Here is a 20,804-nt window from a genome sequence, read left to right as displayed (position 1 = left end):
CGATTCGCGCTGCGAGTAGCGCTCCTACCACTGCCATCACCTATGCCGACTTGCGGCACGACCCCTTGGCCGCCTTCACCATGCTCTCTACGCTCGCCTCCATCGTGAGGCCGAGGCGGTTGAACAGCTGCCGGTCGGCATCCGTCTCAGGATTATCGGTGGTCAGCAGGCGCTCACCATAGAAGATCGAATTGGCGCCAGCCAGGAAACAGAGCGCCTGGGCCTCATCGCTCATCTCAGCACGTCCGGCGGAGAGGCGCACGTAGGATTCGGGCATTAGCAGGCGCGCCACCGCGATGGTGCGGATGAACTCCAGATGATCGATGCCCTCGGCGTCGTAGAGCGGAGTGCCCTCCACCGGCACCAGCATGTTGATCGGCACCGATTCGGGATGGCGTGGCAGGTTCGCCAGCTCCTGCAGCATGCGCGCCCGGTCACGACGCGACTCACCCATGCCGAGGATGCCGCCGGAGCAGACGTTGATGCCGGCATTGCGCACATGGGCTAGGGTATCGAGGCGGTCCTCAAAGGTGCGAGTGGTGATCACCTCGCCGTAGAACTCGGGGGAGGTATCAAGATTGTGGTTGTAGTAGTCGAGTCCCGCCTCGCTCAGCCGCTGGGCCTGGGCCTCGGTCAACATGCCGAGGGTGATGCAGGTCTCCATGCCCATCCCGTGCACCGCCTCGACCATCTCGATCACCCGCTCCAGATTCTTGTCGGTGGGATTGCGCCAGGCCGCCCCCATGCAGAAGCGGCTGGCGCCTTTCGCCTTGGCCGCCGAGGCGGCCTCAATCACCTCCCCCACCGGCAACAGCCGCTCGGGCTCCACATCGGTATTGTATTTGGCGCTCTGGGAGCAGTAGCCACAATCCTCGGAGCAGGCGCCGGTCTTGATGCTGAGCAGGCTGCTGACCTGCACCTGATTCGGGTCGAAGTGGGCCCGGTGCAGGGTCTGAGCGCGGAACAGCAGGTCGTTGAAGGGGAGATCCAGCAGCGCTTCGATCTCCTCGATGCGCCAGTCATGACGTAGAATGGTGTCGTTCATATCAGCCTGCCCAGGGAAAATGGATTCAAACCCCGGCATGTTAAAGATCACAGCCCACCTGTCAACCAAGAATGGACGCCATGGTTTACAATTGGATAGATCTCATACAAGAGACCTTCTTCCCCTCCCGCTGCCTGCTCTGTGGCGGGAAGGCCCGGCATGGACGGGATCTATGCGACGCCTGTGATTCTGCACTTTTCCGCAACCTCAGCCCCTGCCGCCGCTGCGCCCTGCCTCTCCCCCCTGGCACCCCGGCAGGATCGATCTGTGGCCACTGCATCAGCAAGCCGCCACCCTTCGAGCACTGCTACGCACCGCTGATCTACGACAATGCCCTCTCCCATCTGATAACCGGCCTGAAGTTCCACAATAAACTGCAGCATGCACAACTGTTTGCCTGGCTACTGTGCCGTTATCTGTGCGAACAGCAGGCAGCGATGCCAGATTTGCTGCTACCGGTGCCGCTGCATCCCGATCGCCAGCGCCAACGCGGTTATAACCAGGCGCTGGAGATCGCCCGCCCCATCGCTCGGCGGTTTGGGCTGAAGCTGGCCAGCCATCAGGTAGAGCGACTGCGTGACACCCACGCCCAAGCCGACCTGGACAAAAAGAAGCGCCAACAGAACATGCGCGGCGCATTTCGCGTCAGCGGCGGGATCGAAATGCAGCACATCGCCCTGCTCGATGATGTGGTTACCACCGGCAGCACCGTGTCGGAACTTGCCCGCACTCTGCAACGCGCCGGTGCCGAGCGGGTTGATGTCTGGGCCATCGCCCGCACACCCTAGGCCCTCTAGTGCTTGAAAGTTGGCACACCTTTGGGGACACTGCCGACCATGAGCCTGCTAATAATTATCAGTTGCCTGATCGCCGAGCGTTTTCTGCTACAGCAGCAAGAGTTGCGCGACCCACATTGGTTTGCCCGCTACAGCAGCTGGTATCAGGAGCAGGAGTTATCATCCAAGCTCACCCAGGGCTTTGGCGGTGTCATCGGCCTGCTGCTACCACCTCTACTGCTGGTGGCGCTACTGCAGGCACTGCTCGATGGCATGTTGTTTGACCTGCCCAGCCTGCTGTTTGCCGGCGCACTGCTGCTGTTCTGCTTTGGTCCACAGGATTTGGACCAGCAGGCCAGCCGCTTTGTCGAAGCCCGCGAGCGGGGCAACGAGGACCAGGCGCGGGTAATCGCCCGCCAGCTCATCGGCGACGAACCGCCGACCCAGGAGCCGGCCTACTCCCAGGCAGTAACCGAAGGCATCCTCAGCCAAGCCAACAGCCGACTGTTCGCTGTGATCTTCTGGTTCCTGCTGCTTGGCCCGCTGGGCGCCATACTCTACCGTGTTGCCAGCTTGCTGCCCTCCAGCCGCCTGGCCGATGAGAGCCTCGACTTCTACCACGCCAGCCGCGACCTGCTGGGCCTGCTCGACTGGCTACCGGTACGCATCACCGCATTCTCCTACGCAATTGCCGGGAGCTTTGAAGATGCGCTATTCGCCTGGCGCAACTATTCCGAGAACAGCAGCGGTGGCCTGCTGGTGGCCACCGGCAGCGGCGCACTGCGCATGAACAACGTGTTAGAGCAGGCCGAGGTCTCAAGCAATGACGGCCTCTATCTGGTAGAAGCGGCAATGAGCCTGGTATGGCGCGCACTGATCAGCTGGATCCTGCTGCTGGCACTACTCACCCTCGCCGGCTGGATCTAAGTCATGCCGGAGAAGACCACCCTAGACCTGCTGCGCCACGGCGAGCCCCGCGGTGGGCACCGCTACCGCGGCCAGATCGACGATCCGCTGAGCGAACGGGGCTGGCAACAGATGTGGCATGCTGCCTCCGGCGATACCCCCTGGCAACGCATCATCGCCTCACCGCTACGCCGCTGCAGCGAGTTTGCCCAGCAACTAAGCGAACGGCTGGCGATCCCCCTGGAATATGACGAGCGCCTGGTGGAGGTCGGCTTTGGCAGTTGGGAGGGCCACACCAGCAGCGAACTGCGCGCCCAATTAGCGGAGAAGATGAGGCACTTCTACCACGACCCGGTCTACCACCGGCCGGACGGCGCCGAACCCCTGGAGGGCTTCAGTAGGCGGGTCAATGCGGCCGTGACAGAGACCCTAGAACAGCACCCAGGCAAGCATCTGCTGATCGTCGCTCACGCCGGCGTAATCCGCGCCGTCATCGCCCGCACCCTACGCGCACCGCTGTTCGCAATGTACCGGATGTCGATCCCCACCGCCTCGATCAGCCGCATCCAGATTACGGCGGAGCGGCCGCCTACGGTTATGTTTCAAGGGCGACGCAAGCTCTGATCTTCAGCGGCATGCTGACGCACATACTCAAACATCACCACCGAGGCGGCCACCGCCACGTTGAGGCTCTCCACCTGACCGAACTGGGGGATCGAGAGGCAGCCGATATCCGGGTACTCCTCAGGCTCGAAGCTGTGGCCAAACTCCTCGTGGCCGAGTATAAAGGCGCACTTTTGCGGCAGCGGGGTGTCGATCAGTGAATCACCACAGCCTGCGTCGAGGGTAATCAACTGATAGCCTCGTCGCTTCAGCTCGGCATGGCTCTCCTCAAACCGCTCAAAAAAGCGTGCCGGCACCTTTTTGAAAGAGCCCTTGGCCGGCGAGGGATCGAAGGGGCCGATATTCACCAGATGGATCTCATGGGCGCCAAACGCCTCGGCGCTGCGGAAGATCTTCGCCACATTGAAACCCGCCTTCATATGATCGAGCACGATGATGAAGTCGTGCGGACCTGGCTGGGCCAGCAGGTTGCGGTTCTTCTGCTTGATGTAGCGGGCGAGCGCCTGATCGCGTGATTCGCGCCGTTCCCGTTTGCTTTTTCGCTGACGTAACATGGCTCGCCATGATACGTTCTGCCCGGATGTTAGCAAACAACAAAGCCGCCCCGGCCTGTTCCGAGTGACCACAAACATGCCCAGCTACCAGACACTCTTCACCTATTTCAGCCTGAGCTGGGCACTAATCGCCATCGCCCTGCTGCTGATCACCTGGCGGGCCGTCAGAGCGGGCAGAATCAGACTGCACCGCAACCTGATGATGACGGTCACTGCCGGTGCCTGGCTGTTTGTCGCACTCTATCTGCTGCGCTACCGCTATCCCGAGCTAAAGGTCGAGGTGCCGCCGGAGTATGTCGGCTGGATCGCCTTCCATGGCAGCGTTGCGCTGCTGCCGCTGATCGGCGCTGCTCTGCTGATCGCCGCACGCCTGCTGGCAGGGCCAGATAGCCACTTCAATCGACACCACCGGCGCTATGGCCGGCTGCTGATCCCGCTCTGGCTGTTCACCCACCTGGGCGGCCTAGTTAACATCTACCTCTTCTATCCCACGTCTTAACGATTATCATTGCCAGCTCGATTTCACAGAGAATAACCTTTCAAAATTTCCGAGAGAGGAGCCAAAGATGCCCACATACGACTACTTCTGCGAGACCAACAGCCGCACCGTCGAGGTGAGCCACAAGATGAGTGAACTGCTCAGCACCTGGGGCGAACTCTGCGATAAGGCCAGCATCGAACCCGGCGACACCCCGCTGGATGCGCCGGTGAAGAAGCTGCTGAGCGGCCCAGCAGTGATCAGTGGGGCCAGCCGCAACGAGGCACCGCCCTGCGCCAGCGGTGGCTGCTGCCCCGGCGGCAGCTGCGGGTTGGAGTGATAGGGATGGAGTCGATGCCGGTCAGCCGAATCCGGGTCTGGAGCCGCTGGCTGCGTCTCAGCCACTGGACCATGGCGTTGGCGGTGTTCGGCCTACTCGCCTCTGGCTGGCTGATCGGTCATGCCCCGACGTTGCGCAGCGAGGCGGGTGAGTTCCATTCGATCTTCGCTGCACTATTGATCCCGGCACTGCTGGTACGGATCTATCTGCTCGTCCTTGGCCAAGGCAGCGATCACATCTCCGACTGCGAACCTAACCGGCACCGCCTGCAGCAGGCCGGGCAGCTGCTGCTCTTCTATTTCAGCCTGGGGCGCTTGCCGCTGCCCAAGTGGTACGCGCACAACCCACTGTGGGGGCCGATCTATCTGGCACTCTTCTTCTTTTTGGCGCTGGCGGCACTCAGCGGCCTAGCACTGCAGCGGGAGATCGCCTTCTGGGGCGGGATCAGTCTCCAGCACCTACACCAGCTCAGCTATCTGCTGATCGGCTGGTTTGCCCTGCTGCATATCCCTGCGGTATTCAGCCATGACGCCGCCGGCGAGGGTTCCGACATCTCCGGCATGGTCAGCGGCTTCCGCACCTTTCATGTCGAGCGCCCCGAGCAGAAGGCAGCTGGCAGCACCCAGAGCGTCTCGCTGGAGACACTGCGCCGCTCCCTCCGAAAATAGCCATCAACCTCAGGGGGTCAGTTCCACCACGCCGCTGACACTCACCTGCACCTGCTGGGTGCCGGCCTGCAGTGGCGGCGCGCTAACCGCATCAGCCGCCATATCCATCGCCATCATGCGCATCTGCCTCGGCTGGGGGATATTGCCACCACTGTTGATATTGAGTTCCACCAGCCGGTAACCCGGACGCTGCCACGCCTTGGCAACCAGCGCAGCACGTGCACGGAAATCGGTCAGCGCCTGTTCGATCAGCTCATCCTGGGCCACCTTGCGGGCCGCAGATGAGACCTGATAGCTGATCGACTCCACCGCCAACTGCTTCTGCAGAGTGCCGATCAGAGCGCTCAGCTTGGTGCTATCGTTGCTCTCCAGTCGCAGCGACTGGCGCACCCGCCAGCCGGTGAGCACCTGCTTCCGGTAGATCGGATTGGTACGGTAGTCGAGAGTCTGACTCTTTACCCCATCGGCCAGCTTCGCCTGGCCGATCGCCCAGCCCATCTTGCGATTCACCTCGTTGGCCAGGGCAGCAGTGTTGGTGCCTTCGGTCTGCACATAGAGCACCGCCACCAGGGTATCGTTGGAGACCTGCTGCTCAGCACTAACCTCCAGCCGGACCCGGTCGTAGAGGGTGGCATCCTCATCGGCCTGAAGTGCCGGAACCGCAGCCAGCAATAGCAGGCCAGCCAGCCCATTGAGCAGAATCTTGTTGCGCATCGTCACCTTCCTATCAGTTGTGTAAAAAACAACTATGCACCAAATCCTATTCCACGGCTGGAAAAATCTGTAGGAGCGTCCGCTTGCGGCGCGAATCAATCAGTGCAAAGGGTGTTCGCGGCGCAAGCGGACGCTCCTACAGGCTCTGGTGTCCTGAAACAGGAGCATAGAGAGAGGCGCGAGGTTCGTCCAACCGGAGTCGCTCGGGCGTTAGAAGGCAGCGGCTCAGTTTGAGCGTTTCGACGCCAGAAACAGCGAGTCGAAGATCAGCACCACCACCCCGACAGTGATCGCGGAGTCGGCAATATTGAAGGCGGGCCAGTACCACTGCTGGTAGTGGAGATGGATAAAGTCGATCACCTGACCGTAGAAGATTCGGTCGACCACATTACCGATCGCACCGCCGATCACCAGCGACAGGGCCACCGCAACCCAGCGTTCACCTCTGCCCAGGCGCCGCACCCAGAATACCAGATAGCTGGTCACCGCCAGCGCCAGGCCGATAAAAAACCAACGCTGCCAGCCCCCCTGATCGCTGAGAAAACTGAACGCCGCGCCCTTGTTGTACATCAGGGTGAGATCGAAAAACGGCAGCAGATAGACCGGCTGATGCAAGTTGAGAAAGGCCTCAGCCAGTTGTTTGCTCAACTGATCGAAAACGATTACAACCAATGCGAGCCAGAGCCAGCGCTGCATCCTCTCCCTCCCCATTCAGGCAAAGCGGCGAGCTTCGCCTTCGCCCACGACATTCTCCACGCAGCGGCCACAGAGCTCCGGGTGTTCGCTGTTGGCGCCAACATCCTCGCGGTGGTGCCAGCAGCGGGGGCACTTGCCGTAAGCCGAGGCAGTGACACGAACCGCCAGCCCCTCCAACTCGCTGGAGGCAGCATCATCGGGCAGATCGGCCATCGCATGCACCCTGGCGTCGGAGGTGATCAGCACGAAGCGCAGCTCGTCGCCCAGCTTGTCGAGCGCGGCCTTTAGCTGATCGTCACAGTAGAGGTCGATCTCCGCATCTAGGGAGGCGTTACCATCGGCGCGGAACGGTTCCAGCGCCTTGCCCACCGCGTTGCGCGCCGCGATCACCTGGCCCCAGAAGGCGCGGTCAAAACTGTCACCGGCATCCAGCGCAAACAGCCCCTCGTACCAGCCCTCCAGGAACACACTCTCGCCGCGCTCGCCGGGCATGTGCGCCCAGACCTCGTCGGCGGTGAAGCTGAGGATCGGCGCCAGCCAGCGCACCATCGCCTCAACGATGTGATACATGGCGGTCTGGCAGGAGCGGCGCGGCAGGCTATCTGCCTGAGTGGTGTACTGGCGATCCTTGATCACGTCGAGATAGAAACCGCCCAGCTCGGTGACACAAAAGTTGAGTATCTTCTGGTAGATCAGGTGAAACTGGTAGCCTTTGTAGGCATCAGCGATCTCCTGCTGCAGCTGCAGGGTGCGGTCCACCGCCCAGCGGTCGAGCTCGATCATCTCGCCCGCAGCGACCATATGCTGTGCCGGGTCGAAGCCGTTGAGGTTGGAGAGCAGAAATCGCGTAGTGTTGCGGATGCGCCGGTAGGCGTCGGCGGTGCGCTTGAGGATCTCGTCGGAGACGCTCATCTCGTTGCGATAGTCGGTGGCCGCCACCCACAGGCGGATGATGTCGGCACCAAGGTTTTTGGTCACCTTCTGCGGTGCCATCACGTTGCCCTTCGACTTGGACATCTTCTCGCCCTTCTCGTCGACGGTAAAACCGTGGGTCAGCACCTGTTTAAAGGGGGCGCAACCGTTCATCGCCACCGAGGTCAGCAGGGAGGACTGGAACCAGCCGCGGTGCTGATCTGAGCCCTCCAGATAAAGGTCGGCGGGGTAGCTCAAATAGTCGCGGGCCTGCAGCACGCACTGGTGGGTCACGCCGGAGTCGAACCAGACATCCAGCGAGTCGGTGACCTTGGTGTAGTCACCGGCCTGATCGCCCAGCAGCTCTTTGGCGTCGAGCTCGAACCAGGCCTCGAAGCCACGCTCTTCGACCCGCTTGGCGACCTCTTTCACCAATTCGGCAGAGTCGGGGTGGAGCTCGTTTGTCTCCTTGTGGATGAACAGGGTGATCGGCACGCCCCAGGTGCGCTGGCGCGAGATGCACCAGTCGGGACGGTTCTCCACCATGCCCTGAATGCGTGCCTTGCCCCAGTCGGGCAGCCACTCGACCTGCTCGATCTCGCGCATCGCCGATGCGCGCAGCCCGGCCTGGTCCATGCTGATGAACCACTGCGGAGTGGCCCTGAAGATGATCGGTGTCTTGTGACGCCAGCAGTGCGGATAGCTGTGGTTGAGCCGCTCCTCGCGCACCAGTGCGCCGCGCGCCTTGAGGACCTCGATTACCTTCTCGTTGGCGGAGAAGACGTGCTGCCCGGCGAACAGTTCGGTGCCTTCGACAAAACAACCGTTGTTGCCCACCGGATTGTCCACCGGCAGCCCGTAGCGCTGACCCACCACATAGTCGTCGAGGCCGTGGCCGGGGGCGGTATGCACCGCGCCGGTACCCGCCTCGAGGGTAACGTGCTCGCCGAGGATCACCGGCACCTGGCGATCATAGAAGGGGTGCTGCAGTTTCAGCCCTTCGAAGGCCTCGCCCTTGGCATAGCCGAGCACATGATATTTTTCGATGCCGTAGCGGTCCATCACATCCTTCAGCATGGCATCGGCGATCACCATGCGCTCGTTGCCGAGCGGTCCATCGCACTGCACCACCGCGTACTCCAGGCTCGGGTTAAGAGCCACCGCCTGGTTGGCGGGCAGAGTCCAGGGGGTGGTGGTCCAAATCACCATGTTGATCGGCCCCTCGCCCAAACCGTCTGGCACATGGTGGCAGCGATCGAACAGGGCCGGCTCTTCAAGCACGCGGAAGCGCACGTCGATGGCGAAGGAATCCTTGTTCTGATACTCCACCTCTGCCTCGGCCAGCGCCGAGCCGCAATCGGTGCACCAGTGCACCGGCTTGGAGCCCTTGTGTACGTGCCCCTGCTCGACGATGCGGCCCAGTGAGCGCACGATATCCGCCTCGAATCGGTGATCCATGGTGAGGTAGGGGTTGTCCCACTCGCCGAGCACGCCAAGCCGTTTGAAGTCCTCGCGCTGGCCATCCACCTGTTTGGCGGCGTATTCGCGGCACGCCTTGCGGAACTGGCTGCTGGTCACCTTGCCGCCGGGCTTGCCGATCTTCTTCTCCACCTGCAGCTCGATGGGCAAGCCGTGGCAGTCCCAACCGGGCACGTAGGGAGCATCGAAGCCGTCCAGGGTGCGGCTCTTGACGATGATGTCCTTAAGGATCTTGTTGACCGCATGGCCGATGTGGATATTGCCGTTGGCGTAGGGGGGGCCATCGTGGAGGATGAATTTGGGCCGGCCAGCTGCGGTCTCACGGATCTTTGCGTAGAGCTTCTTCTCTTCCCACTGCTTGAGCATCTGCGGCTCACGCTGGGCCAGATTGCCGCGCATGGGAAAGGCGGTTTTGGGGAGATTGAGAGTCTGCTTGTAGTCGATCACGGAGGGATGCCTGCCCGATAATAAACAAAAGAGCCGTATTGAACCGCAAACGCGGCCGGGGCGTAAAGCCCTGATCTATAGCAGGTGGACTAGCAGCCGCCCGCGAACCGGCTCAGGCCGGCTGCGACTGGGGGACATTGAGCCACTCTCTGCCTAGCCGCGCATCCTCCAGAATCTGCGCCCGCAGCTCCTCAAAGGAGCCGAACTTCTTCTCGTCGCGCAGCTTGTGCACAAACTCCACCTGCAGATGCTCACCGTAGACGACACGGTTGAAATCGAACAGATGGACTTCCAACAGATAGCGGGGGTCGCCACACACCGTCGGACGAGTACCGATATTGGCGACACCGGGCAGCACACCCTCAGCCAGGCCATGCACCCGCACTGCGAACACCCCACGCAACGGGCTAACGTGGCGGTGCAGGTCGACATTCATGGTGGGAAAACCGATGGTGCGGCCGCGCTTGTCACCGTGCGCCACCCGGCCGCAGATGCGGTAGGGTCGACCCAGGCAGGCAGCGGCGCGATCCAGATCACCGCGGCTGAGCAGCTCGCGGATACGGGTACTGCTGACCCGGTCGGCATCCAGCTTAAAGGTGTTCATATTCTCTACCTCGAAACCGTGCTCGCTGCCCATCGCCTGCAGCAGGTGGAAATCCCCCGCGCGACCAAGGCCGAAGCGGAAGTCATCGCCCACTGAGAGAAAACGCACACCAAGCCCCTGGATCAGCAGCTCGATGACAAACTCCCGCGCCGGCATGACGGAGAATTTGCGGTTGAACTCGAGAATCACCACCCGCTCGATGCCGGCCTCATACATCGCCTGCAGTTTTTCACGCAGTCGGGTGAGGCGCGCCGGGGCGGCACCCGGGGTGAAAAACTCCCGCGGCTGGGGCTCGAAGGTGATCACTGTAGCCGGCAGACCAAACTCTGCCCCCTTCTCCCGCAGGTGGCGCAACACCGACTGATGCCCGAGATGGACCCCATCAAAGTTGCCAATGGTTGCCACACAGCCGTGATGGTGTGCCCGGATGTTGTGTAAGCCACGAATTACCTGCATGAAAACCGCTCCCCATTGCGAGCAGTAATTATAGGCATTGCGTGGAATTTGGGAATCCTTGGGAACGCCGTTCGCGGCACAAACGGCGTCCCTATCGAAAAATCAGCTCCACTCCCGAAACGAAGCCAGCCTATTTTGCATAGCGATCGTGATTGAACACCATGTCACCGCCCGGGGCGCCGGTGTGGCAAGCGATACAGCCCTTCGGCATACCCTTGGCGACACGCCCTGCCAGCGACATCCCCTTAGGGTTCTTCAGCACGCTGCCGTTAGGAGCATACTTGACCCAGAACCAGTCTTTGTTGTCCGGATCGTAGCCGGTGCGCTTGAACATCACGGTGACCGCCTTGAGGAACTTGTTCGGTTCGTTGGCCACCGCCTGCTTGCTGACCCCCGTGCCGCCGTAGTTACGTTTGATGATCACCACCCCCTCATCAGAACCGACCCGGGCGGTAGCATCGATAGTGTCGAGGATCGCGCCATGGGGGTGCATGCCGGTGTAGGGGGTCGACATGATCGCACCCTCCCCCACCAGACCAGAGGCACTCAAGTTGTGCCAGAGCTTACCGGCGTAGTCGACATCATCCTTACCGCCAAACGGTGCGGCTGAGAGCGCCGAGGCAAACAGCAGCGAAGAGAGGGCCAGTGCAACGGTTTTCTTATTCATCATGATCAGATCTCCTGGTCGTTGTTGTCGCCAGATTGGCGTGGAATTAATACTGCCCTCGGCAAGGCCCGAGAACGCATAAAGAACAGTGTGTGTTGGGGATAGACGAGGGGGGCGGCCACCGGTTCACCTATCAGGCGAGTACGACTAATCAGCCGGCCGTCACCAGTGTCGATTTCAAACAAATGTCCCGCATCACCGACAACCAGCAGACGTTCACCATGCAGCGCTGCCGGCAGGGTAAGGCGTTCGCCGAGGGATCGCTGCCACAATGACTCACCAGTTGCCGCATCAAGTGCATCGATCCGACCATCCAACCCGCTCAGCAGGATCCGCTCCCCGCTCACCAGCAGGCCAGACTTCAGACTGGCGAAGCGCCGCGTCCAACGCAGCTCTCCCTGGGCGGAGTAGACCTTCACCTCGCCGGCGAAGGTAGTGACAACAACAGAGCCGGAGTCGAGCGCTCGCGGACTATAGATCAGCTCCTGTCCGAGCGGGCGCTGCCAGCGCAGCTCACCACTGCGGCGATCCACCGCCCAGAGCAGACCTTCGCTGCCGCCGGTAATCAGCAATTCACCGAACACAGCAGGCGGGTAGACCCATCCATCGAAGCGGCGCTGCCACAAGCGCTCACCATCCACCAGCCGCAGCGCCACCAGTGTGCCATCTTCCCCGGACAGGTAGGCGACCCCCTCATCCAGGCTGGGTGAAAACAGGGTTGTCTCGCTCCGCCAACGCCAGCGGGTCTTGCCGCTGGCAAGATCGAGTGCCTGCAGGCCCTGCCCCCCGCTCAACAGCACCAGGCCATCGGCAACCACTGGCTCCAGGGTCTGCTCACCCTGCAGCACCGACCAGCGCAGTCGCAGGGTTACCGGATCGTAAACCGCCAGGCCCTGATCGGAGACCAGCAGATGCTCGTTCAAAAGCAGGGGGTTTTCCGCATATTCCACAGCGGCAGCGGGGTGTGTGGTCAGTAGAAGCACCACACCGATCAGATAAGTCTTGTACATATCCCTGCACCCCGCCTGGCATGAGTTGAGGGCACCATCGCACCCCATTCAAAACTCAATACGCAGCAGAGCAGGCGACGGATTCAAGAAAGGGAAAAGATTTAGTCACTATTCAGCAGTTCCATGAAAAGGGGGGGCTGAATAGTTATAAAAAAACGGAAGTAGAGTCGGTGCTCTTTCGCGTCGGTTATTCCATCCGGGGGATGGTGATGAGGGCAACAGTGCCGGTTCGGAAGGCAGGCTGTAGGTTAACCTCCCAACCGTTAGCGTCGGCCAGCTGGCGCACGATGGCCAGTCCCAAGCCGCTGCCTCCTGTGGTGGTACTACGGGATTTTTCCAGACGATAAAACGGGCGAAAAACGGACTCCCGCTGATCTGCCGGGATACCCGGCCCCTGATCCTGAATCCTGATTGTGAGCAGGCTATCGTCACATTCCAATTCGACCTTGACCGGTTTTGCATCACCGTAACGGATAGCATTCTCCAGCAGATTGGTGACGACGCGACGCAGCGCCAGTGGATTCAGTTTTCTCATGCAGGATCGGTTGCCCACCCATTCGATCTCTTTACCACCTGAACGTGCAGCCTGGATGATGTCGTCCAATACGTTGGTGATATCCGTCTGCACCTGCTCCTGCTTTTCAAGTTCCAGGCTGATCTGCATAGTTTCACTGATCAACCGGTTTATCGTGGCGAGATCCCGTTTGATTCCCGCCATCAGTTCCGCGTCACCACCTTCATCAGGCAGCATCTCCAAGGCCAGTTGCACCTGAGTGAGCGGAGTGCGGAGATCGTGGGAGATTCCGGCCAGCAGCAGTGTCCTGTTGGCCAGCAACTCTTTCACCTGCTGGCTCATTCGATTGAATGTCTGCGTCAGAACCTGCAACTCCTCCGGCCCTTCTTCCCTTACCGGTTCCGGCCAGCTGCCTTTTCCGATCATCCGTGCCGAGCGGGAGACGCGTTCGAGGGGGGATGGTGAGCCGTCGCGCCAGGAGCGCTGCGGTAAAAAAGGTCAGCACCGTGCCGGCGCAGAACAGAAGCAACAATGCCAATGGCGGTTGAATCCCGATACGTGAGCGGAGAAATCCCAGACGCAGCTTTTGGCTATAGTCCGGTATCTCGGCCCAGATCCACTCATTGCCTTTGGCATCACGGCTTGTCTTGAGGCGCACTTCATCGCCAACGCGCCGGGCAAGCGCCTGCCTGAGAAAATAGAAATAGGGTAAGAAATCGGTGTTGTCGGGAAGGGGGGTATCTGTAACCACCAGGGTCAGGTCATGATTTTGTTTCAGAATCTTGCGGAACGCCGGGCGTTCCTGCTCCGGCAGCCTTTCCCAGCGCTGCATGGCGTGCACCATCACCGCCGCCAAGTCGTCGGTGGCACGTTTTCCCAAGGGGACCAACACGTAGAAGGCCAATACACTCAGAGTCAGCAGCTGAAATCCGACAGAGACCAACGCAATGGTGGCCAAGGTTCTACCAAACAGGCTGTGAAATCGAAACAGCCCCATCACTCGCCGTTGCGTGAGAACAGGTAGCCGGCACCCCAAACCGTGCGCAAATAGATAGGTTCAGAGGGATTGGGTTCGATCTTCCGCCGTAGCCGGTTAACGCAGACGTCGATGCTTCTGTCGAGGTGGGAGCGCTCGTAACCCTTGGTGATCTCCATCAGCATATCCCGACTGAGCACCCGACCTGAATGTTCTAGGAAGACCCGTAACAGGGTAAATTCACCATGGGTCAGGGGAATCTCATTCCCCTCCCGGGTGAGGCGGTATTTTTCCACGTCGAGGGCAAAGGGGCCAAATTCAAGAACGGCCTTTTCTGCCGCCTCCATGGGCTGATCTGCGTGTTTCATGCGGCGCAGGACAGCGCGAATCCGAGCCAGCAACTCTCGCGGATTGAAGGGTTTGGCAAGATAGTCGTCCGCACCGACCTCGAGGCCGATGATTCTGTCCATCTCCTCGCCCCGAGCCGAGATGATAATGATGGGTTGATTGCCCTGGCTGCGCAGATTACGGGCCAGCGACAAGCCATCCTCTCCCGGCAGCATCAGATCAAGGATGATCAAATCGACGTGGTGCGTTTTGAGGTGGCGGGTCATCGCGGCCCCGTCTTCCACCGCAGCCACCTGATACCCCTCATTGGTCAGATATCGCTGCAACAGTGATCGGAGTTCAGCTTCGTCATCCACGACGAGAAGGCGATGACTGGCTTCTTTATTGGCCATGCCGCGAGTATCTAGCCGATGAAATGTTTCTGAAACAACTCGTTACAACCTGTTACCGAACGGTTAACGCCGCGGAAAATAACCCCAGCATACTGCGTTTGTTGCTCCGATGTGGCACTGCCAGCAACACCGAGCATAACTGAAATTCAGACACCATTGGGGGAAGAAAACATGCGACCTGCTCGTAACGAGAATAATACATTTCAAATCCACTCACTGCGTCGGAGATTGGGGCTTCTTGGGGTCGCCATCTCGATGTTGTTGTGCGCCGGAGTGGCGGTTGCCGACAAGCAACAGACGAAGGCAGCCGACATGAAACAGCTCCAGCAGATGATGAAAAAACAGATTGGACTGATGAAGCCAGAGTTGCAGAAGCGGGTCAAGGCGCTCTCACCAAAAACCAAAAAGATGCTCCTTTCTATCTATGCCCAGCACTCCCGGCATAGCGACAAAGTCACGCTGCGCCAGGTGATGCACGAAGTACTTTCCGACTACCAGAGCATGGCGGCCGGCATCATGACCGACAACGCAGAGCAAGCGACCGATAGCGCCAGGCGTCTTGCCAATCACCGTATTCCCAGGGGTGGCCTACTTCCTTACATGAGTCTGGAGATGATCAACGATGACAGCCTGGCGGCCCTCGATGGTTTCAATGCCAGCGTGGAAGGCACCGCAAAGCGCCTTGCTGATGCGGCCGAGCAGGGGGACATGGGGAAGGCCGCCTCTTACATGGATGACATTACTGGGGGCTGCGTGGGTTGTCACGCCATGTTTCGCGGCATCCCGGGCCAGTCAGACCTGTTGCGCTGATATCAATCATAAGTAGAAAACAGAATATCCGGAGGAGTCCACAATGTTGATAAAGAGAAGAAAAAACACCCTGGCAATTGTGCTACTTGGCAGCCTGCCGATGGCTGCGAACGCGACCAATGGGGATCAGGTACTGGGCGTAACCGCGACTCAGTGGGGCATGGGTGGCGCCGTGGTTGCAGCGCCGCAGGATACCGGCACCGTACTCACCAATCCGGCGGGAATTGCCGAACTCGGCATCGAAGAGGTCAGGTTCGATCTGAGCCCAGGGTTTCTCAATCCTCCCAGAGAGGTCAATGGCAACGAGAGTGATTCCAACCTCTTCTTCATGCCGTCTGGAACCGCTGCGTTCAAAGTCAACGATCGGCTTTATTTTGGCCTGGGCATGGCGGCCATCTCGGGGTTTGGCGTTGACTTCCCGGATGCCTTTCCATTGCCCAACGATCAGCAGTTCGTGACCACCAAGGGCTTTTTTAAGTTGGCGCCGACGGTTGCGTACAAGGTCAGCGACAAGCTCTCTCTCGGTGCCTCCATCAATATTGGCTACCAGAGTCTAGCCCTGAGCAATCCCTCATTTACCTTCTCGCAAAATCAGAAATTTGGTTTTGGAGTGTCATTGGGGGCGGTCTACCACATCAATGACAAGATGCAGCTTGGCGCGTCCTGGATAAGCAAAACGAACGTAAGTGAACACGAATTCAATACCGCCGCCGGCAAGTTTGAACTCGACATGGATATGCCCCAGTCCTTTGCGCTGGGCTTTGCCCTCCGCCCCCTCGATGGCATGCTGATCGAACTGGATGCCAAATGGATCAACTTCAGCGACACCATGGGATCGGTGAATATCAGTCACCCTGCCGGTTACACCCCGGGAGATTTTGGATTGACAGTGCCAACGGCACTGAACTTCGGGTGGGATGACCAACTGGTTCTAGCCCTGGGTGTGCAGAAAGAGATAAACCCGAAGACAACAGTGCGGTTTGGCGTCAACTATGCGGAGGCACCCTTTGATGAAGAGGATGTGGACAACAATCTCGGCTCCGTGGCGATTCCGGAACTGCACATCTCTCTGGGTATGACACGCAAACTCAGCGACCGCATCTCCGGTTCGCTCTCCTATACCTACGCCTTTGAAAATGAGTTGACGTCCAATACCGGCTCCGGCAATACCATATCCATCCAGCAGAACATCGTCTACCTGCAGTTGAGCTACGCGCTTTGATCCGATTCCATACTAATGAGGAGTACATGATGACTATTGATAGAATTGTCCGCCTGATGGCGGGAATGATGATCCTGCTGAGTCTGGCCCTGACTCACTATATCCATCCCTACTGGGCATTTTTGACACTTTTTGTCGGGGCCAACCTGATGCAGAGCGGTTTCACCAATATCTGTCCGCTCTCCAGCATCCTGAAAAAGCTGGGGGTGCCAGAAGAAACACCCTGTTCAAGCTGATAACCTGAAACCGAAATTCGGAGCGCCCTACGGGGCGCCCCGAATCGATGAGAGACAACCATTCTTTAACAGAGCGGCAAGCAGAAGCGGCAGGCGGCTCTTGATCGTAAAGTAAATCTGGGGCTACCCCCAAAAGGAGAGATTCACCCATGTGTAAGACTTGCTGGACCATTACTGCTCTGCTGTTAGTTGCGATACTGGGCATGGCCTACAAATTCATCATCCAGGGTAGTGTCGAACAGGCCAGCGACGGGCGATTGAGCCTGCAGCTAGAAACTGCCGAAAGGGATCTGGTACTGGGGGAGATGCGCGCTTTCCTGGTGGCCGTGCAACAGATCAATGAAGGCATCGTCCAGGATGACATGAAAAAGGTTGCCGATGCTGCACGCAAAGTGGGGCGCGCAGCGCAGGAGGCAGTACCAGGTTCTTTGATGGGAAAACTGCCCCTCGAGTTCAAGAAACTCGGATTCGATACGCATACCAAATTCGATTCTCTGGCCTTGGATGCTGAGCAGTTCGGTGACAAAGAACAGACCCTGGGCGCACTGGTCGAACTGATGCAAAACTGCATCGCCTGTCATGCGGGTTACCGCATCGATGTGGTTTCCGACTAGCGTCTGTCCAGAAACGGCGATATAAAATCGCAAATCGTTTTTAAGATTCTAGGCACCCCCAGGCCTGTGGTGTGGGGGCTCCTAGAGCGAGCGGAAGTGGTGCAGTCGAATACCGGAGATGTAGAGCACGACGAAGTAGAGCCCCCCCCCGCTAGCGATAAAGAAGGTGAGATGAACGATCCGGGTCCAAGTGCCTTGGCCGAGCCAAAGGTCGAGACTGCCGACCCCCCACAGCAGCAGCGCACCCATGGCGAAGGCTGCTATCGAGGCGCGCAGCCAGATCCCGGGCCAGCCGGGACGGGGCGTATAGATGCTCTGCCCCCGCAGTCCACGGTAGAGCAGCCAGGCATTCAGCGAAGAGGATATCGTGGTCGCCAGCGCCAGCCCGGCGTGATCCAGCGGAAACACCAGCAGCAGATTGAAGAGCATATTCGCCGCCATCGCTAAGATCCCGATCCGCACCGGGGTGCGGGTATCCTGGCGGGCATAGAAACCCGGCGCAAGAATCTTGATCAGCATGATCGCCATCAACCCAGGTGCGTAGGCCATCAGGCTGTAGCTCGACATCAGCACATCCTGCTTGGTGAAAGCTGCCGAGTGAAATAGGGTGGCAAGGGTCGGCCCGGCCAGCACAAACAACCCGACAGCCGCCGGCATCCCCAACAGCACCGTCACCCGCAGCGCCCAATCGAGGGTGTCGGAAAACTCCTGCTGAGACTTCTCCGCGTGCTTGCGTGACAGATTCGGCAGAATCACAGTGCCCAGCGCGACGCCGAGGATACCCACCGGAAACTCCATCAGACGGTCGGAGTAGTAGAGCCAGGAGATGCTGCCACTGACCAGAAACGAGGCAATCAAGGTATCCAGCAGCAGGTTGAGCTGGCTCACCGAGACCCCAAACAGCGCCGGTACCATCAGCTTCATCACCCGGATCACGCCGCGATCGTGGAATGCCACTCTTGGCCGCGGGATCATCCGGATCTGGTAGAGAAAGGGCAGCTGGAACATGAACTGCACACCGCCAGCCAGCAGCACCGCCCAAGCCAGCGCGACAATCGGCTGATCCATCATCGGCGATAGCCAGAGCGCACATCCAATCAGCGAGAGATTCAGCAACACCGGAGTGAAGGCAGGCGCACCAAAACGGTGATGGGCATTCAGCACTCCACCGGCGAAGGCGGTCAAGGAGATAAAAAAGAGATAGGGGAAGGTGAGATGCAGCATCTCCACCGCCAGTTCGTACTTGCCATCACCGTCACTGAGAAAACCGGGGGCAAAGATCATCACCAGCAGCGGTGCGGCCACCACACCAAGCAGGGTAGTTAGCAGCAGCACCACGCCAAGGGTGCCGGCCATCATATCGACAAACGCCTTCAGCTCCTGCTCCGAGCGCTGGCTTCGATACTCCGTCAGGACCGGTACAAAGGCGAGCGAAAACGCACCTTCGGCAAACAGACGGCGCAGAAAGTTAGGTATCTTGAACGCGACAAAGAAAGCATCGGTGGTCGCATCCGCACCAAACATGCGAGCCAGCACCAGATCCCGGACAAACCCCAGTATCCGGGAGATCATAGTGTTACTGCCTACCGTGGCAAAAGGTTTGAGAAACGAAGCCAGAACCCCATCCTTTGTTTGGTGGTAACTATCTCAGTGCGCCCCCATTCAGGGCACACACACCGAATAGCCACGCTTATTTTTAATATTCAAAGTGGACTAAGGATTATATGTGCAAATTTGGACAAGTTAAGTTAGAAATCCAGGAACCGGGCAGTAGCTCCAGCTAGAGTTGACAGAGAGCGCATTGTTTAGGATAATGCGCGCCCTTTCAGACACAGGATTTCCAGGAGACCCAAGTTGGCAAACTCAGCTCAAGCCCGTAAGCGCGCTCGTCAGGCAGACAAACGTCATCTGCGCAACCAGTCCCGCCGCAGCACCATGCGCACCGCAGTTAAGAAGGTTGTGAAACTGATCGCCAGCGGTGACAAAGAGGGCGCCAGCGAAGCCTACAAGACAGCAGTACCGCTAATCGACAGCACTGCCGGCCAGGGCCTGATCTCGAAAAACAAGGCAGCCCGCCATAAGAGCCGCCTCAACGCACAGATCAAGGCGCTGTAAGCCGAAAAGCGAATGCTCCTGTGAAAAAAACCGGCCCAGTGCCGGTTTTTTTATGCCCAGCAGAGAAGAAAACTAAATCAGCACCAGATTGTCACGATGGATCAGCTCAGGCTCATCCACATAGCCAAGTATTTCTTCGATACGCTGGCTCGGCTGCCCCATGATGCGGCGCGTCTCATGGGCGTTATAGTTTGCCAGCCCGCGCGCTACCTCTCCGCCATGACGATCTACGCAGACCACCGCCTCGCCACGCTGGAACTCACCATCCACCAGAGTAACCCCCACCGCCAGCAGGCTGCAGCCCTGTTCACGTAACACCCTTACCGCTCCGTCATCGAGCGTCAGCCGGCCACGCACCTGCAACTGCCCTGCGAGCCAGCGCTTGCGCGCCGCCTGTGGCTCCTGAGCAGGGATCAGCAAAGTACCGCTCATCTCCCCGGAGGCAAGACCATCAAGCACACCGGGGTGAGCGCCTGAGGCGATGATGGTGGCGGTGCCGGAGCGCGCCGCCAGACGCGCAGCCCTCACCTTGGTCACCATGCCGCCGCGCCCCAGCCCGCCAGCACTGCCGCCGGCCACCTGATCCAGTAGCGGATCATCGACCCGCGCTTCACGAATCAGCTGCGCCTGTGGATTGCCACGTGGATCGGCATCGAACAACCCTTCCTGATCGGTCAGCAACACCAGCAGGTCGGCCTCGACCAGGTTCGCCGCCAACGCCGCCAGGGTATCATTATCGCCAAATCGCAGCTCTTCGGTGGCGACGGTGTCGTTTTCGTTGATCACCGGCACCACCCCCAGATCAATCAGGGTACGCAGGGTGCTGAGGGCGTTCAGGTAGCGCATGCGGTCGGCGAGGTCATCCCGGGTCAGCAGGATCTGTGCTGTGTGCAGGCCGTGTTTCTGGAAACAGGCCTCGTAGGCACGGATCAGCCCCATCTGACCGATGGCGGCGGCGGCCTGCAGCTCATTCAGGCCGTGCGGGCGGCGACTCCAGCCCATCCGGCTCATGCCCTCGGCCACCGCACCGGAGGAGACCAGCACGATCTCATGGCCCGCCTGCCTGAGCCGCGCCATCTGCTCCACCCAAGGGGAGAGTACCGCGCGGGAGAGCCCCTTGCCGCCGGATGTCAGCAGAGCGCTACCGATCTTGACCACCCAGCGGCGTGTCTGGGGCAGGCTGTCGCGTGAGATTACCATC

The 20,804-nt window shown here is 59.7% G+C and carries 23 protein-coding genes; 11 read left to right on the top strand and 12 right to left on the bottom strand.

The window, feature by feature from the left end; all coding sequences use genetic code 11:
* Nucleotides 1-40: 40 nt before the first annotated feature.
* Entirely contained in the window at nucleotides 41-1,045 is a 1,005-nt protein-coding gene (gene bioB / locus L0Y14_RS02140) for a biotin synthase BioB (RefSeq protein ID WP_251859243.1), read from the bottom strand.
* A gap of 80 nt (nucleotides 1,046-1,125) precedes the next feature.
* Between bioB and L0Y14_RS02135 the strand changes: the two genes are divergently transcribed.
* The 3 genes from L0Y14_RS02135 to L0Y14_RS02125 are packed head-to-tail and all read left to right on the top strand — an operon-like array spanning nucleotide 1,126 to nucleotide 3,351.
* Nucleotides 1,126-1,833: a ComF family protein gene (locus L0Y14_RS02135; protein ID WP_006473558.1), complete on the top strand. Its 708-nt coding sequence runs from the start codon at nucleotides 1,126-1,128 to the stop codon at nucleotides 1,831-1,833.
* A gap of 48 nt (nucleotides 1,834-1,881) precedes the next feature.
* The gene (gene ampE, locus L0Y14_RS02130) at nucleotides 1,882-2,748 is read left to right on the top strand and encodes a regulatory signaling modulator protein AmpE (RefSeq protein WP_006473557.1); all 867 of its coding nucleotides are present in this window, start codon (nucleotides 1,882-1,884) and stop codon (nucleotides 2,746-2,748) included.
* A gap of 3 nt (nucleotides 2,749-2,751) precedes the next feature.
* On the top strand, nucleotides 2,752-3,351 hold the full coding sequence (locus tag L0Y14_RS02125) for a histidine phosphatase family protein (RefSeq protein WP_006473556.1): 600 nt from the start codon (nucleotides 2,752-2,754) through the stop codon (nucleotides 3,349-3,351).
* On the opposite strand, the gene L0Y14_RS02120 is transcribed toward L0Y14_RS02125, so the two are convergent.
* Entirely contained in the window at nucleotides 3,330-3,905 is a 576-nt protein-coding gene (locus tag L0Y14_RS02120) for a TrmH family RNA methyltransferase (protein WP_006473555.1), read from the bottom strand. The two genes, L0Y14_RS02125 and L0Y14_RS02120, sit on opposite strands and share 22 nt — an antisense overlap.
* A 76-nt stretch (nucleotides 3,906-3,981) precedes the next feature.
* On the opposite strand from L0Y14_RS02120, the gene L0Y14_RS02115 reads away from it, so the two are divergent.
* The 3 genes from L0Y14_RS02115 to L0Y14_RS02105 all read left to right on the top strand — a co-directional run bounded on the left by L0Y14_RS02115 (nucleotide 3,982) and on the right by L0Y14_RS02105 (nucleotide 5,391).
* Entirely contained in the window at nucleotides 3,982-4,404 is a 423-nt protein-coding gene (locus L0Y14_RS02115; RefSeq protein WP_006473554.1) for a DUF420 domain-containing protein, read from the top strand.
* A 67-nt stretch (nucleotides 4,405-4,471) separates the two neighbouring features.
* Nucleotides 4,472-4,723 carry an FmdB family zinc ribbon protein gene (locus L0Y14_RS02110; RefSeq protein ID WP_005958563.1) on the top strand — a complete coding sequence of 84 codons (252 nt, stop codon included), beginning with the start codon at nucleotides 4,472-4,474 and terminating at the stop codon, nucleotides 4,721-4,723.
* Between the two features lie 14 nt (nucleotides 4,724-4,737).
* Nucleotides 4,738-5,391 (top strand): cytochrome b/b6 domain-containing protein, encoded by a 654-nt coding sequence (locus tag L0Y14_RS02105; protein ID WP_240991547.1) that lies wholly within the window; start codon nucleotides 4,738-4,740, stop codon nucleotides 5,389-5,391.
* A 9-nt stretch (nucleotides 5,392-5,400) separates the two neighbouring features.
* On the opposite strand, the gene L0Y14_RS02100 is transcribed toward L0Y14_RS02105, so the two are convergent.
* The 8 genes from L0Y14_RS02100 to L0Y14_RS02060 all read right to left on the bottom strand — a co-directional run bounded on the left by L0Y14_RS02100 (nucleotide 5,401) and on the right by L0Y14_RS02060 (nucleotide 14,606).
* Nucleotides 5,401-6,105 carry an SIMPL domain-containing protein gene (locus tag L0Y14_RS02100; RefSeq protein ID WP_006473552.1) on the bottom strand — a complete coding sequence of 235 codons (705 nt, stop codon included), beginning with the start codon at nucleotides 6,103-6,105 and terminating at the stop codon, nucleotides 5,401-5,403.
* A gap of 225 nt (nucleotides 6,106-6,330) precedes the next feature.
* Nucleotides 6,331-6,801 (bottom strand): signal peptidase II, encoded by a 471-nt coding sequence (gene lspA, locus L0Y14_RS02095; protein ID WP_006473551.1) that lies wholly within the window; start codon nucleotides 6,799-6,801, stop codon nucleotides 6,331-6,333.
* A gap of 15 nt (nucleotides 6,802-6,816) precedes the next feature.
* Nucleotides 6,817-9,639: an isoleucine--tRNA ligase gene (gene ileS, locus L0Y14_RS02090; protein WP_006473549.1), complete on the bottom strand. Its 2,823-nt coding sequence runs from the start codon at nucleotides 9,637-9,639 to the stop codon at nucleotides 6,817-6,819.
* 112 nt (nucleotides 9,640-9,751) lie between these two features.
* A complete protein-coding gene (ribF, locus tag L0Y14_RS02085; RefSeq protein WP_005958557.1) occupies nucleotides 9,752-10,699 on the bottom strand; it encodes a bifunctional riboflavin kinase/FAD synthetase in 948 nt (315 codons plus the stop codon).
* Nucleotides 10,700-10,829: 130 nt separating this feature from the next.
* Nucleotides 10,830-11,369, bottom strand: coding sequence for a cytochrome P460 family protein (locus L0Y14_RS02080; protein ID WP_005958556.1), 540 nt, complete (start codon nucleotides 11,367-11,369; stop codon nucleotides 10,830-10,832).
* 2 nt (nucleotides 11,370-11,371) lie between these two features.
* A complete protein-coding gene (locus tag L0Y14_RS02075; RefSeq protein ID WP_006473547.1) occupies nucleotides 11,372-12,376 on the bottom strand; it encodes an outer membrane protein assembly factor BamB family protein in 1,005 nt (334 codons plus the stop codon).
* A 187-nt stretch (nucleotides 12,377-12,563) separates the two neighbouring features.
* A complete protein-coding gene (locus L0Y14_RS02070) occupies nucleotides 12,564-13,316 on the bottom strand; it encodes an ATP-binding protein (protein ID WP_006473545.1) in 753 nt (250 codons plus the stop codon).
* A gap of 570 nt (nucleotides 13,317-13,886) precedes the next feature.
* Nucleotides 13,887-14,606: a response regulator gene (locus tag L0Y14_RS02060; protein ID WP_005958552.1), complete on the bottom strand. Its 720-nt coding sequence runs from the start codon at nucleotides 14,604-14,606 to the stop codon at nucleotides 13,887-13,889.
* A 255-nt stretch (nucleotides 14,607-14,861) separates the two neighbouring features.
* Between L0Y14_RS02060 and L0Y14_RS02055 the strand changes: the two genes are divergently transcribed.
* From L0Y14_RS02055 to L0Y14_RS02040, 4 genes are all read left to right on the top strand, one after another.
* A complete protein-coding gene (locus L0Y14_RS02055) occupies nucleotides 14,862-15,416 on the top strand; it encodes a hypothetical protein (RefSeq protein ID WP_006473543.1) in 555 nt (184 codons plus the stop codon).
* A gap of 43 nt (nucleotides 15,417-15,459) precedes the next feature.
* The gene (locus tag L0Y14_RS02050) at nucleotides 15,460-16,638 is read left to right on the top strand and encodes an OmpP1/FadL family transporter (RefSeq protein WP_005958550.1); all 1,179 of its coding nucleotides are present in this window, start codon (nucleotides 15,460-15,462) and stop codon (nucleotides 16,636-16,638) included.
* 29 nt (nucleotides 16,639-16,667) lie between these two features.
* Nucleotides 16,668-16,874, top strand: coding sequence for a YgaP family membrane protein (locus L0Y14_RS02045; RefSeq protein ID WP_006473542.1), 207 nt, complete (start codon nucleotides 16,668-16,670; stop codon nucleotides 16,872-16,874).
* A gap of 149 nt (nucleotides 16,875-17,023) precedes the next feature.
* On the top strand, nucleotides 17,024-17,488 hold the full coding sequence (locus tag L0Y14_RS02040) for a hypothetical protein (RefSeq protein WP_005958548.1): 465 nt from the start codon (nucleotides 17,024-17,026) through the stop codon (nucleotides 17,486-17,488).
* Nucleotides 17,489-17,569: 81 nt separating this feature from the next.
* Here the strand turns inward: L0Y14_RS02040 and murJ are convergent, their stop codons facing one another.
* Nucleotides 17,570-19,060, bottom strand: a complete 1,491-nt coding sequence (gene murJ, locus L0Y14_RS02035) for a murein biosynthesis integral membrane protein MurJ (RefSeq protein WP_005958547.1) — start codon at nucleotides 19,058-19,060, stop codon at nucleotides 17,570-17,572.
* Between the two features lie 282 nt (nucleotides 19,061-19,342).
* Here murJ and rpsT point away from each other — a divergent pair, with 282 nt between their 5' ends.
* Entirely contained in the window at nucleotides 19,343-19,603 is a 261-nt protein-coding gene (gene rpsT, locus L0Y14_RS02030; RefSeq protein ID WP_005958546.1) for a 30S ribosomal protein S20, read from the top strand.
* 72 nt (nucleotides 19,604-19,675) lie between these two features.
* Here rpsT and proB read toward each other — a convergent pair whose 3' ends face one another.
* Nucleotides 19,676-20,803, bottom strand: a complete 1,128-nt coding sequence (proB, locus tag L0Y14_RS02025; RefSeq protein ID WP_005958545.1) for a glutamate 5-kinase — start codon at nucleotides 20,801-20,803, stop codon at nucleotides 19,676-19,678.
* Nucleotide 20,804 lies beyond the last annotated feature (1 nt).

The organism is Candidatus Endoriftia persephonae (assembly GCF_023733635.1).
Classification (GTDB): domain Bacteria; phylum Pseudomonadota; class Gammaproteobacteria; order Chromatiales; family Chromatiaceae; genus Endoriftia; species Endoriftia persephonae.
The sequence above is the reverse complement of the archived record's forward strand: the minus strand, read 5'-3'. Positions and strand labels throughout refer to the sequence as shown.

Coding starts and splice junctions, on each gene's coding strand:
- L0Y14_RS02125 (WP_006473556.1), top strand. CDS start 2,752: ATGCCGGAGAAGACCACCCTAGACCTGCTGCGCCACGGCGAGCCCCGC.
- proB (WP_005958545.1), bottom strand. CDS start 20,803: ATGGTAATCTCACGCGACAGCCTGCCCCAGACACGCCGCTGGGTGGTC.
- L0Y14_RS02110 (WP_005958563.1), top strand. CDS start 4,472: ATGCCCACATACGACTACTTCTGCGAGACCAACAGCCGCACCGTCGAG.
- ribF (WP_005958557.1), bottom strand. CDS start 10,699: ATGCAGGTAATTCGTGGCTTACACAACATCCGGGCACACCATCACGGC.
- L0Y14_RS02080 (WP_005958556.1), bottom strand. CDS start 11,369: ATGATGAATAAGAAAACCGTTGCACTGGCCCTCTCTTCGCTGCTGTTT.
- L0Y14_RS02115 (WP_006473554.1), top strand. CDS start 3,982: ATGCCCAGCTACCAGACACTCTTCACCTATTTCAGCCTGAGCTGGGCA.
- L0Y14_RS02075 (WP_006473547.1), bottom strand. CDS start 12,376: ATGTACAAGACTTATCTGATCGGTGTGGTGCTTCTACTGACCACACAC.
- ampE (WP_006473557.1), top strand. CDS start 1,882: ATGAGCCTGCTAATAATTATCAGTTGCCTGATCGCCGAGCGTTTTCTG.
- L0Y14_RS02100 (WP_006473552.1), bottom strand. CDS start 6,105: ATGCGCAACAAGATTCTGCTCAATGGGCTGGCTGGCCTGCTATTGCTG.
- L0Y14_RS02070 (WP_006473545.1), bottom strand. CDS start 13,316: ATGATCGGAAAAGGCAGCTGGCCGGAACCGGTAAGGGAAGAAGGGCCG.
- L0Y14_RS02050 (WP_005958550.1), top strand. CDS start 15,460: ATGTTGATAAAGAGAAGAAAAAACACCCTGGCAATTGTGCTACTTGGC.
- lspA (WP_006473551.1), bottom strand. CDS start 6,801: ATGCAGCGCTGGCTCTGGCTCGCATTGGTTGTAATCGTTTTCGATCAG.
- L0Y14_RS02060 (WP_005958552.1), bottom strand. CDS start 14,606: ATGGCCAATAAAGAAGCCAGTCATCGCCTTCTCGTCGTGGATGACGAA.
- L0Y14_RS02135 (WP_006473558.1), top strand. CDS start 1,126: ATGGTTTACAATTGGATAGATCTCATACAAGAGACCTTCTTCCCCTCC.
- L0Y14_RS02105 (WP_240991547.1), top strand. CDS start 4,738: ATGCCGGTCAGCCGAATCCGGGTCTGGAGCCGCTGGCTGCGTCTCAGC.
- L0Y14_RS02055 (WP_006473543.1), top strand. CDS start 14,862: ATGTTGTTGTGCGCCGGAGTGGCGGTTGCCGACAAGCAACAGACGAAG.
- L0Y14_RS02040 (WP_005958548.1), top strand. CDS start 17,024: ATGTGTAAGACTTGCTGGACCATTACTGCTCTGCTGTTAGTTGCGATA.
- murJ (WP_005958547.1), bottom strand. CDS start 19,060: ATGATCTCCCGGATACTGGGGTTTGTCCGGGATCTGGTGCTGGCTCGC.
- L0Y14_RS02120 (WP_006473555.1), bottom strand. CDS start 3,905: ATGTTACGTCAGCGAAAAAGCAAACGGGAACGGCGCGAATCACGCGAT.
- L0Y14_RS02045 (WP_006473542.1), top strand. CDS start 16,668: ATGACTATTGATAGAATTGTCCGCCTGATGGCGGGAATGATGATCCTG.
- bioB (WP_251859243.1), bottom strand. CDS start 1,045: ATGAACGACACCATTCTACGTCATGACTGGCGCATCGAGGAGATCGAA.